Annotated in this window: 9 protein-coding genes; 2 read left to right on the forward strand and 7 right to left on the reverse strand. The window is 73.4% G+C overall.

From position 1 onward, the window contains the following. Window positions 1-394: 394 nt before the first annotated feature. Genes ABZ924_RS05110 through ABZ924_RS05125 form a run of 4 tightly spaced genes read right to left on the reverse strand, consistent with a single transcriptional unit; the run spans window position 395 to window position 4,190 of the window. Window positions 395-1,567 carry a serine hydrolase domain-containing protein gene (locus ABZ924_RS05110; protein ID WP_361904246.1) on the reverse strand — a complete coding sequence of 391 codons (1,173 nt, stop codon included), beginning with the start codon at window positions 1,565-1,567 and terminating at the stop codon, window positions 395-397. Between the two features lie 28 nt (window positions 1,568-1,595). Continuing rightward, on the reverse strand, window positions 1,596-2,378 hold the full coding sequence (locus ABZ924_RS05115; protein ID WP_361904248.1) for an ABC transporter ATP-binding protein: 783 nt from the start codon (window positions 2,376-2,378) through the stop codon (window positions 1,596-1,598). Next, window positions 2,366-3,127, reverse strand: a complete 762-nt coding sequence (gene cbiQ, locus ABZ924_RS05120; RefSeq protein ID WP_361904251.1) for a cobalt ECF transporter T component CbiQ — start codon at window positions 3,125-3,127, stop codon at window positions 2,366-2,368. Before cbiQ ends, ABZ924_RS05115 begins: the two co-directional genes overlap by 13 nt. Window position 3,128: 1 nt before the next feature. Next, the gene (locus tag ABZ924_RS05125; protein ID WP_361904254.1) at window positions 3,129-4,190 is read right to left on the reverse strand and encodes an energy-coupling factor ABC transporter permease; all 1,062 of its coding nucleotides are present in this window, start codon (window positions 4,188-4,190) and stop codon (window positions 3,129-3,131) included. Window positions 4,191-4,372: 182 nt separating this feature from the next. Here ABZ924_RS05125 and ABZ924_RS05130 point away from each other — a divergent pair, with 182 nt between their 5' ends. Then, window positions 4,373-4,828: an SsgA family sporulation/cell division regulator gene (locus ABZ924_RS05130; protein ID WP_361904257.1), complete on the forward strand. Its 456-nt coding sequence runs from the start codon at window positions 4,373-4,375 to the stop codon at window positions 4,826-4,828. A gap of 80 nt (window positions 4,829-4,908) precedes the next feature. On the opposite strand, the gene ABZ924_RS05135 is transcribed toward ABZ924_RS05130, so the two are convergent. Further along, complete coding sequence (locus ABZ924_RS05135) at window positions 4,909-7,116, reverse strand: MMPL family transporter (protein WP_361904260.1); 2,208 nt, start codon at window positions 7,114-7,116, stop codon at window positions 4,909-4,911. 127 nt (window positions 7,117-7,243) lie between these two features. Then, window positions 7,244-7,834 carry a TetR/AcrR family transcriptional regulator gene (locus tag ABZ924_RS05140; RefSeq protein ID WP_361904263.1) on the reverse strand — a complete coding sequence of 197 codons (591 nt, stop codon included), beginning with the start codon at window positions 7,832-7,834 and terminating at the stop codon, window positions 7,244-7,246. Between the two features lie 153 nt (window positions 7,835-7,987). On the opposite strand from ABZ924_RS05140, the gene ABZ924_RS05145 reads away from it, so the two are divergent. Then, the gene (locus ABZ924_RS05145; RefSeq protein WP_361904266.1) at window positions 7,988-11,281 is read left to right on the forward strand and encodes a S41 family peptidase; all 3,294 of its coding nucleotides are present in this window, start codon (window positions 7,988-7,990) and stop codon (window positions 11,279-11,281) included. A 138-nt stretch (window positions 11,282-11,419) separates the two neighbouring features. Here ABZ924_RS05145 and ABZ924_RS05150 read toward each other — a convergent pair whose 3' ends face one another. Then, window positions 11,420-11,611: a hypothetical protein gene (locus ABZ924_RS05150; protein WP_361904268.1), complete on the reverse strand. Its 192-nt coding sequence runs from the start codon at window positions 11,609-11,611 to the stop codon at window positions 11,420-11,422. Window positions 11,612-11,635 lie beyond the last annotated feature (24 nt).

Consider the following 11,635-nt stretch of genomic DNA (forward strand, 5'->3'; position numbering starts at 1 on the left):
CGCCGCCGACCCCATCCAGCCCCGCCGGCACCATCCAGCCTCGCCGGCGTTTGAGGCGCGAGGTCCTAGGCGGAGCCCCGATCTTTGAGCCGCGCCAGCGCTTGAGGCGCGAGGTCCTAGGCGGAGCCCCGACCTTCCAGCCCCGCCGGCGCTTGAGGCACGGGGCCCGGGGCAGAGCCCCGACCTCCAGCCCCCGCCGGCACTATCCAGCCCCGCCGGCGTTTGAGGCGCGGGGGCCGGGGCGGAGCCCCAGTCTTTGAGCCGCGCCGGCGTTTGAGGCGCGGGGGCCGGGCGGAGTCCGGGGAACGGGGGAAGGGCGGGTAGGGGAACGGGCCCGCCGGGCAGCCCCGCGCGGGCACGGCTTCGGCCCGCGGCTCCCCCTCCCCCCGCTCCCTCAAAGGCAGGTGCGCAGGGCGCGGACCAGCGACTGGGCCCGCGGGTCGGCGGTGACCGACTTGGCGTGGGCGTTGGTGACGTAGCCGAAGCCGACCCCCGCCTCCGGGTCCGCGAAGGCCAGGGAACCGCCCCGCCCCGGGTGCCCGAAGGACGCCGGGGACAGCAGCGGCGAGGCCGGGCTGTGCAGCATGTATCCCGGCCCGAAGCGGGTGTGGACGACCAGCACCCGGTCCGGCCCGGCCGACAGCTCGGTACCCGCCAGGGCGGCGGTCTCGGCCGTGAACAGCCGGGCCCCGTCCTCGGTGTCGCCGAGCAGCGCCGCGTACAGGCCGGCCAGGCCCCGGGCGGTGCCGATGCCGGCCGAGGCCGGGAGTTCGGCGGCCCGGAACTCCGGGTCGTTCTCGTCGGCGAGCGGGCTGATCGCGGCAAAGGCGCGCCGGGTCAGCGACTCCGGATCCGCCCAGGCCTCCGAAACGTTTCTGCGGGGCCGCGTCCGCAGCCCGGCGGCCGGCTCCGGCGCCTCCACCGGCCCGACCCGGCCCACGCGGCCCGCGTCCGCCACGGCCTGCGGCAGCCCGATCCAGAAGTCCAGCCCCCGCGGCCCGGTGACCTCCTGCGCGAGCCACTGCCCCAGCGAGGCACCGGTGACCCGCAGCACCAGCTCCGACAGCAGCCAGCTGAAGGTCTGCGCGTGGTAGCCGTGCGCGGTGCCCGGCTCCCAGAACGCCTGCTGCCCGGCGACCGCCCGCGCCCCCGACAGCCCGTCCACCGCCTCGGCCAGGGTCAGCGGCACGTCCAGCGCCGGCACGCCCGCCCGGTGCGCGAGCAGGTCCCGCACCAGGGCCCGTTCCTTGCCGCCCGTCTTGAACTCCGGCCAGTACTCCGCCACCGGCGCATCCAGGTCCAGCAGCCCCCGCTGGTGCAGCAGCAGCGGTACGACGGCGGCCACGCCCTTGGTGGCCGAGCGGACCACCTGGGCCGTGTCGGCCGCCCACGGCGGGGAGTCCCCGCCGCCGTCGACGTCCCGCGGGCCCGCCCACAGGTCCACCACCCGCCGGCCGTCCCGGTACACGGCCACCGCCGCGCCCCGGTCGCCGAGTACCTCGAAATTGCGCACGAAGGCGTCCCGGACGGGCTCGAAGCCCTCCGCCACCTGACCCTGGATGTTCACGAGGGGTGCAACCACGCCCGGCCCGTGGTTATGCCACGGACACCGAGCGCGGGTCGAAGCCGAAGGGCAGCTCCAGCCGGTGGGCCCGCATCAGCTCCTCGTCGCACAGCAGGTCCTGGGTGCGCCCGTCGGCCGCGATGACGCCCTCGCTGAGCACCACCGACCGCGGGCACAGCTCCAGTGCGTACGGCAGGTCGTGCGTGACCATCAGCACGGTCACGTCCAGCGAGCGCAGGATGTCGGCGAGCTCGCGCCGCGAGGCCGGGTCCAGGTTGGAGGAGGGCTCGTCGAGGACGAGGATCTCCGGCCGCATGGCGAGGACGGTCGCGACCGCCACGCGCCGGCGCTGCCCGAACGACAGGTGGTGCGGGGGCCGGTCGGCGAAGCCGGCCATCCCGACCAGTTCCAGGGCCTCGGCGACCCGCTCCTCGAGCTCGGCGCCGCGCAGCCCGGCCGCGGCCGGGCCGAAGGCGACGTCCTCCCGGACGGTGGGCATGAACAGCTGGTCGTCGGGGTCCTGGAAGACGATGCCGACCCGGCGCCGGATCTCGGCGAGGTTCCGCTTCTCCACGGGCAGGCCGGCGACCGCCACGGTGCCGACGCCGCCGCCGAGGATGCCGTTCAGGTGCAGCACCAGCGTGGTCTTGCCGGCGCCGTTGGGCCCGAGCAGGGCCACCCGCTCGCCGCGCCCGACGGCCAGGTCCACGCCGAAGAGGGCCTGGTGGCCGTCCGGGTAGGCGTAGGCGAGGCCGGAGACCTCCAGGGAAGGCGCAGGGGAAGGGGAGTCGACAGGTGCGGTCACAGCATCCATCCGATCAGACAGACGGCGAGCGCCGTCGCCGGGAGTGCGGCCGACTGCGCCCACTGGGCGCGGGTGGCCGCGATGTCGTCGATGACCGGCATCGAGCCGGTGTAGCCGCGGCTGACCATCGCGAGGTGGACCCGCTCGCCGCGCTCGTACGAGCGGATGAACAGGGCCCCGGCGGTCTTGGCCAGGACGCCCCAGTGCCGGATGCCTCGGGCCTCGAAGCCGCGCGAGCGCCGGGCGATGGACATCCGGCGCAGCTCGTCGGTGATGACGTCGCCGTAGCGGATCATGAAGGAGGCGATCTGGACGAGCAGCGGCGGCAGTTTCAGCCGCTGGAGCCCGAGCAACAGCGCCCGCAGCTCGGTGGTCGAGGCGAGCAGGACGGAGGCGGCGACGCCGAGCGTGCCCTTGGCGAGGACGTTCCAGGCGCCCCAGAGGCCGGAGACGCTCAGCGACATGCCGAGGACCTCGGTCCGCTCGCCCTGCGCCACGAACGGCATGAGCACGGCGAACAGGACGAACGGGACCTCGATCAGCAGTCGGCGCAGCAGGAGGCCCGCCGGGATCCGGGCGAGGGCCGTGACCGCCGCGACGAGGACGGCGTACACGCCGAAGGCCCACACCGCCTCGCGCGGGGTGGACACGACGACCACGACGAACGCGAAGGCCGCGGCGAGCTTGCAGTGCGGCGGCAGCGCGTGGACGGGCGAGTGCCCGTGCCGGTAGAGCTTGTGGGCGTGGCCTGCTCCCACGTCAGCGGACCGAGGGGGCGGCTGCGGGGGCGGATGCGGGGACGTCGGTGCGGCGGCGGCGCACGGTCCAGAAGACGCCCGTGCCGACGGCGACGGTCGCGCCGACGCCGATGACGCCGGCGAGGCCGCCGGAGAGGCGGGCGTCGTCGACGTCCTTGACGCCGTAGTCGGCGAGCGGGGAGCCGGCGGCGGCGTGCTCGCGCACGTTCTGGTCGATGCCCTGGTCGGCGGCGACCTTCTCCAGGCCGTCGGGGCTGGCGGAGGCGTAGAAGGAGACGAAGCCTGCCAGGACGAGGGCGGTGACCAGGCCGGTGGCCCACACCTTCCGGGTGGAGCGGGCGGCGGCGGGTACGGGAGCGGACGCCGGGGCCGGGGCGTCGACGAGCTCGCCGCCGACGCGCAGCTTCAGCGGCGCGCTCAGCCCGCGCGCCCCGTGCACCAGGTCCGGCCGGACGGCCAGTACGGCGCCCACGGTGGCGGCGGTGATGGCGGCCTCGCCGAGGCCGATGAGCACGTGCACGCCGACCATGGCGGTGAACACCTTGCCGATCGGCACGTCGGTGGTGCCGCCGAAGGCGTAGAGGAGGGTGAAGGCGCCGGCCGCGGCGGGCACGGACAGCAGGGCTCCCGCGAAGGCGGCGGCGGTGACGGAGCGGCGGGTGCGGGGCAGGAGCTTCACCAGGCCGCGGAAGACGGCGTAGGCGACGACCACGGTGACCACGGCCATGTTGGTGATGTTCACGCCGAGGGCGGTCAGGCCGCCGTCGGCGAAGAGCACGCCCTGCATGAGCAGCACGACGGAGACGCAGAGCACGCCGGTGTACGGGCCGACGAGCATGGCCGCGAGGGCGCCGCCCAGCAGGTGTCCGCTGGTGCCGGCGGCGACGGGGAAGTTCAGCATCTGGACGGCGAAGATGAAGGCGGCGACGAGGCCGGCGAGCGGCGCGGTGCGCTCGTCGAGCTCCCGGCGGGCGCCGCGCAGGCTGACGGCGACCGCGGTGGCGGCCACGGCGCCTGCGGCGACGGAGACGGGGGCGTCGATGAATCCATCGGGCACGTGCATGAGCTGGCTCCGCTTCCTGCGGTCCTTGAACGTACAAAATCTTTAACCGTTCAAGAATACGGCTCACTTGCAAACGATTGGCAAGAGCGGCCGCGCCACAAACACCAGCGCGCGATTTCGTGGGAATGTGCGAGGCTGAGGGCAATACGGACTCATATGTCCCGATGAGAGGGAGCTTGTCGATGTCAGCCACCGCCGAGGATCCCCCGACCACCGCCACCGCGACCACGACCACCGCCGACAGGGCCACCGCGACCGCCACTGCGACCGCCACCGCGATCGCGGCCGCCGTCGAGGAGCGCGTCATCGCCCGCGTCGTCACGGACGATCCGCTCTACCGGAAGATCCCCGTCGCCCTGCGCTTCGCCGCCGCCGAGCCGCTGGCCGTGCGCATCGTCTTCCCCGCCGGGCTCTCCCCCGAGGGCACCGACAACGAGTGGGTCTTCCCGCGGGCCCTGCTCGAGGCCGGCCTGCAGGCCCCGAGCGGCACCGGCGACGTGCGCGTGTGGCCCTGCGGCCGCGCGCAGGCGGTGGTCGAGTTCCACTCGCCCGAGGGGGTCGCGGTCATCCAGTTCGACAGCGCCGCCCTGCGCCGCTTCCTGCGCCGCGCGTACGCCGCCGCCACCCGGCCGGCCTAACGGGACCGGCCCCGCACCCGGGATCCGGGTGCGGGGCCGGTCGTACGCACACCCGTGCGCGTACGGACAGGGCGTGCGGGTCAGGCGCTGACCAGCTCCCGGTCCTTGTCGGGGCCGTGGTCCCGGGCGGAGCCGCCCCCGGACTCCAGGTGCCGGCGCAGGCTCTCGCCCTCGACGTCCACGTTCGGCAGGAGCCGGTCCAGCCAGCGCGGCAGCCACCAGGCCTTGTGGCCGAGCAGGGCGAGCACCGCCGGGACGATGGTCATGCGGACGATGAAGGCGTCGAAGAAGACGGCGACGGCCAGGCCGAAGCCGATCATCTTCACCATCTGCTCGCTCGCGCCGATGAAGCCGGCGAACACCGCGATCATGATGACGGCGGCGGCCACGACCACGCGGGCGCTGTACTGGAAGCCGGTCACGACGGCCTGGCCCGGGCGCTCGCCGTGGACGTACGCCTCGCGCATCCGGGTGACGAGGAAGACCTCGTAGTCCATGGCCAGGCCGAAGACGACGCCCACCATGAAGATCGGCATCATGCTCATGATCGGGCCGGTCTGCTCCACCCCGAAGAGCGAGCCGAGCCAGCCCCACTGGAAGACCGCGACGACCGCGCCGAGGGCCGCGACGACCGACAGCAGGAAGCCGAGGGCCGCCTTGAGGGGGACCAGGACCGAGCGGAAGACCAGCATCAGCAGCAGGAACGCGAGGCCGACGACGAGCCCGAGGTAGGGCAGCAGCGCGTCGTTCATCTTCTGCGAGAAGTCGATGTTCATCGCGGTGGCACCGGTGACGAGGACCCCGTCCGGGCTGCCCCCGCGGATCTCGTGGACCAGCGCCTCGGTCTCCGCGGAGGACGGGCGGTCCTTCGGGATCACCGTGATGATCGCGGCGTCGCCGTCCTTGTTGGGGGTCGGCGGGGTGACCACGGCCACGCCCTGGAGGCCCTTGATCCGCGCCTCGGTCTGGTCGGCGAGCTTCTTGTCGCCGTCGACGACCACGAGCAGCGGGCCGTTGAAGCCGGGGCCGAAGCCCTCCGAGAGCAGGTCGTACGCCTTGCGCTGGGTGGTGGAGACCGGCTGGGCGCCGTCGTCGGGCAGGCCCATCTCCAGCTTGCCCGCCGGGACGGCGAGCGCGCCGAGGCCGATCACGCCGGCGAGGAGCACGATCACCGGGCGGCGCAGCACGAAGCGGGCCCAGCGGGTGCCGCCGTTGGCCTTGGGCTCGGCGCCGGCCGGGCGGCCCTTGCCGAACAGCTTGCTCTTGGTGCCGGCGGGCAGCACCTTCTTGCCGGCGAAGCCCAGGATGGAGGGGACGAGCGTCAGGGCGACGAGGACGGCGATGACCACGGTGCCCGCGGCGGCGACGCCCATCTTGGTCAGCATCGGGATGTTGACGACGGCCAGGCCCACCAGGGCGATGACCACGGTCAGGCCGGCGAAGACGACGGCGGAGCCGGCGGTTCCGACGGCCCGGCCCGCGGCCTCGTCCCGCTCGCGGCCCTCGGCGAGCTCCACGCGGTAGCGGGAGACGATGAAGAGGGCGTAGTCGATGCCGACCGCGAGGCCGATCATCATCGCGAGGGTGGAGGTGGTGGAGCCGAGGTCGAGCACGTTGGCGAGCGCGGTGATGCTGGAGACGCCGATGCCGACGCCGATCAGCGCGGTCAGCAGCGGCAGCCCGGCCGCGACCAGCGAGCCGAAGGTGATGACCAGCACGATCGCGGCGATCACGATGCCGATGATCTCGCCCGAGCCCTGCTCGGGCGCGGTCATCAGGGCGTCGCCGCCGATCTCGACGGTCAGCCCGGCGGCCTTGGCGGCGGTGCCGGACTCCTTGAGCGCGTCGCGCGTGTCGTCCTTCAGCTCCATGCCGCTGACGGTGTACTTCACGCTGACGTACGCGGTGGAGCCGTCCTGGCTGACGGCCTGCACCTGGAAGGGGTCGGTGACCGAGGCGACCTGGGCCTTGCCCTCGCCGTCCTTGATACCGGAGACGATCTTCTCGACCTGGTCCTTGTTGGCCTGGTCGGTGATCTTCGCGCCCTGCGGCGCCTTGATGACGATGCGCGCGGAGGCGCCGTCGGCGGACATGCCCGGGAACTTCTCGTCCAGCACGTCGAAGGCCTTCTGGGCCTCCGTACCGGGCATGGAGAACGAGCCGGAGGTGGGCGCGCCCGCCGACGCCGCGCCGAAGCCGGCGGCGAAGAGCAGCGCCACCCATATGAGGGCGACGAGGCCGCGGCGCCGGAAGGCGCCCCTGCCGAGTCTGTAGAGGAAGGTGGCCACGGAGGCGGTTCTCCCGTTCAGGTCGTGGTGGATCCGTCGTGGATGGGACGGATCAGGGCGTGGAGAGCCGGCCCGACGACGAGAGCGGCGTGTCAGGAGCAGCAGGGCGGTGCGCTGTACGGGTTGTTCAGACGCCGAGGGCGGGGAAGACCACGGCGTCGATGAACTGGCCGAGGAAGGTCCGGTCGACGGACCGGTCCTCGATCAGCGGGAGCGAGATGAACGCCCCGATGAGCATGTGCGGTACGAACGGAAGGGCCGGGCAGTCGGGGGCGATCTCCCCCCGGTCGACGGCTCGCCGCAGCATCACCTGGAGTCCGGTGATCTCCGGGTCGACCAGCAGGTCCCGCAGCGCCTTGTGGAGCTCCGGGCTCTCGTGGACGGCGTGGGCCAGACCCCGCATCAGGGCGGTGTCCTTCGCCATCTGCGCGTCGTCGGAGCGCTGGACCATCAGCCCGAAGTCCCCGCGCAGGCTGCCCGTGTCGATCTCCGCGAGGGAGACCGGCTGGGTGCACCGCAGGGCCTTGGCGACCAGTTCGGCCTTGCTCCCCCACTGGCGGTAGAGGGTGGCCTTGCTGGACTTCGTACGGGCGGCGACCGCGTCCATGGTCAGCGCCTCGTAGCCGACCTCGCGCAGGAGGTCGAGGACCGCCCCGTGGAGTTCGGCCTCCCGCTCGGGGGTGATGCGGGTGCGCCGCGAGGAAACCTCCTCGGACATGCCGACACCTCCCGTCCCGGGCGAAACCGTTGCGTACACCGACGACGATACCCCGCAGGCAAGCGAAACGAAACCGTTCCGTTTCGTTTGCCGGGGTGGCGTGGATCACCTGTACGAGTTGCCAGGCCCCTCCGGCGCGGAAAGCATTGTGGGGTGAGTCACGACGTCGCGTACCTCCGCTTCCCGCACCTGCACGACGACCTGCTGTGCTTCGCCGCCGAGGACGACCTGTGGGTCGCCCCGCTGGTCCCGGAAGGCCAGACCCCGGGCCGCGCCTGGCGGATCACCGTCGACCGCACCCGCATCGGCCACCCCCGCTTCTCCCCCGACGGCCGCCACATCGCCTTCACCACCTGGCGCAGCCTCGACCCCGAGGTCCACCTCGCCCCGGTCGACGGCGGCACGGCCCGCCAGCTCAGCTACTGGGGCGCCACCGACACCCGGGTCTGCGGCTGGACCCCGCCCGACAAGGACGGCCGCAGCGACATCCTGGCGGTGTCCTCGCACGGGCAGCCCTTCTCCTACTTCGCCTGGGCCTACTGCCTGCCCACCGACGGCTCCCCCGGCGGCCGGCTGCCGTGGGGGCCGGTTTCGGACATCGCGGTCCACGACGGCGACCACGACGGCGAGGGGGCGGGCGAGCGGCGCACCCTGCTGCTGACCGGCAAGCCGCCGCACGAGCCCGCCGCCTGGAAGCGCTACCGCGGCGGCGCCACCGGCCGGCTATGGCTGCACGGCAAGCGGCTGCTGGAGGACATCGAGGGCCACCTCGACGCCCCGATGTTCGTGGACGGCCGGATCGCCTTCCTCTCCGACCACGAGGGCATCGGCAACCTGTACTCCTGCCTGCCCGACGGCACCGACCTGCGCCGGCACACCGACCACGAGGAGTTCTACGCCCGGCACGCCTCCAGCGACGGCACACGGGTCGTCTACCAGTGCGCCGGGGAGCTGTGGCTCGTCGAGTCCCTCGCGCACGGGGCCGTCCCGCGCCGGCTCGACGTCCGCCTCGGCGGCCCCCGCGCGGGCCGGCGCCACTACCAGGTGCCCGCCGCCCACCACGTCGACTCGCTGTCCGTGGACACCACCGGGCGGGCCAGCGCCGTCGTCATCCGCGGCAGCCTGTACTGGCTCACCCACCGCGACGGGCCCGCCCGCACCATCGCCGACACCCCCGGGGTGCGGGTGCGGCTGCCCGAGATGCTCGGCACGAGCGGGCAGATCGCGTACGTGACGGACGCGGAGGGCGAGGACGCCGTCGAGATCGCCTCCCTGCCGCGGGCCTCCGGCGACCGCGAGCCGCGGCGGCTGGCCTCCGGGCAGCTGGGCCGCGTACTGGAGCTGCTCTCCGACCCGGACGGCGAGCGCCTCGCGATCGCCTCCCACGACGGGCGGCTGCTGCTCATCGACGCAACCGAGGAGTCCGGCGGAGAGGTCACCGAGCTCATCCGGTCCGTCAACGGGCCCGTCACCGACCTGGCGTTCTCGCCGGACGGGGCCTGGCTGACCTGGTCGCACCCGGGCATCGGGCGCTCGCTGCGGCAGATCAAGATGGCCCGGATCTCCGGCCCGGGCCCGCGCCCCGTCGTCGACGTCACCAACGGCCGCTTCGAGGACGACCACCCGGTCTTCACGCGCGACGGCCGCTATCTGGCCTTCCTGTCGTGGCGCGGCTTCGACCCGGTGTACGACGTGCACACCGGCGACCTGTCCTTCCCGCTGGGCTGCCGCCCGTACCTGGTGCCGCTGTCCTCGGCGACGCCCTCGCCCTTCGCGCTCACCCCCGAGGGCCGCCCCGCGGCGGGCGGGCTCGACCCGGTGGAAGGGGAGTCCGGGGACGGCGACGGCTCGGTGATCGTGGAGGTGGAAGGCCTGGAGAGCCGGGTCACGCCGTTCCCGGTGGCGGCCTCGAAGTACTCGGCCCTGCACCCGGTGCACGGCGGCGGGCTGGTGTGGCTGCGCTGGCCGATCTCCGGGGCGCTCGGCGAGACCTTCGCCAACCCCGCCGACATCAGCGGCAAGCCCACCCTGGAGCACTTCGACATCACCAAGGCCCGCAAGAGCGAACTGGCCTCCGGGCTGGACTGGTTCGCGGTCAGCGGCGACGGCACCCGGCTCGTCCTCAACGACGACGGCGACCTGCGGGCGGTCCCGGCCACCGAGTCGGGCGACAGCGACTCCACCGTCTACCTGGACCTGCGGCGCATCCGGCACGAGGTGGACCCGGCCGCCGAGTGGCGCCAGGCCTTCGAGGAGGCGGGCCGGCTGATCCGCGCGTACTTCTGGGAGCCGAAGATGTGCGGCATCGACTGGGACGGCGTCCTCGCCCAGTACCGGCCGCTCGTCGAACGGGTCGCCTCCCCCGACGAGTTCGCAGACCTGCTGCGCGAGGTCCTCGGCGAGCTCGGCACCTCCCACGCGTACGTCTCCCCCGCCCGCCGCAACGAGGGCCCGCCGCACTACCAGCGGCCCATCGGGCTGCTCGGCGCCAACCTCGTGCCGCGGGAGGAGGGCTGGGTGGTCAAGCGGATCCTGCCCGGCGAGTCCTCCGACTCCAAGGCGCGCTCCCCGCTGGCCGGCACCGGGATCCGGGAGGGCGCCGTGCTCACGCACGTGGACGGCCGGCCCGTCGACCCGGTGGCCGGGCCCTACCCGCTGCTGACGGCGGCGGGCGGCACCACCGTCGAGCTGACCTTCACACCCGCCGAAGGGGAGGGCCCCGCCCGTAGGGTGGCGGTGGTCCCGCTGGTCGACGAGCGGCCGCTGCGCTACCAGGACTGGGTCTCCAAGCGGCGCGCCGTCGTTCGCGAGGTCAGCGGCGGCAAGTGCGGCTACCTGCACATCCCCGACATGGGCGGCTCCGGCTGGGCGCAGTTCAACCGCGACCTGCGCATGGAGATGTCCCGGCCTGCCCTGATCGTGGACGTGCGCGGCAACGCGGGCGGGCACATCAGCGAGTTGGTGGTGGAGAAGCTGACCCGCTCGATCCTCGGCTGGGACCTCACGCGCAACGCCCAGCCCGTCAGTTACGCCTCCAACGCGCCCCGCGGCCCGATCGTGGCGCTGGCCGACGAGGCGACCTCCTCCGACGGCGACATGATCACCGCGGCGTTCAAACTGCTGGGCCTGGGCCCGGTGGTGGGCCAGCGCACCTGGGGCGGGGTCGTCGGCATGACGGGCCGGCACACCCTGGGCGACGGCACGGTGATCACGGTGCCGATGAACGCCGCCTGGTTCCCGGAGTACGGCTGGTCGGTGGAGAACCACGGCGTGGAGCCGGACCTGGAGATCCTGCGGACCCCGCTCGACTGGGCGGAGGGCCGGCACGCCCAACTGGACGACGCCGTGCACCTGGCGCTGGAACTGCTGGAGCAGGACCCGGCCGCCGTACCGCCCGGCTACGAGGACGTACCGGACCTGCGGCGCCCGAAGCTGCCGCCGCGGTAAAAGCTGAGCAGCGCGAGCAGCGCAAAAGAGCAGCGCAGGAGGGGCGCGACCCGGAGAAGAGTGCGGGTCGCGCCCCTCGGCGCTGTGTGCGTCAGGACCCGGTGGCAGTCAGGCCCGTTCGGTCAGTTCCTCGCCGACTCACGCGTCCCAGTCGTCGAGCTCGTCGCGCGCGTCGTCCAGTTTGTCCTGGCCGCTCTGCCGGGCGCGTTCCTGGCCCTGCTGGGCCTTGCCCTTGGCCTGCTGGGAGCGCTGTGACGCGTCCTGCTTGGCCTTCTGGGCCTTGCCCTTGAGCTCCTGCGCCTTGTCCTGGGACTCGTCCTTGATGCCCATGCTTTTCCCTCCTGGAGGGTGTAG

It is taken from the genome of Streptomyces sp. NPDC046876 (assembly GCF_040645035.1).
Taxonomy (GTDB): domain Bacteria; phylum Actinomycetota; class Actinomycetes; order Streptomycetales; family Streptomycetaceae; genus Streptomyces.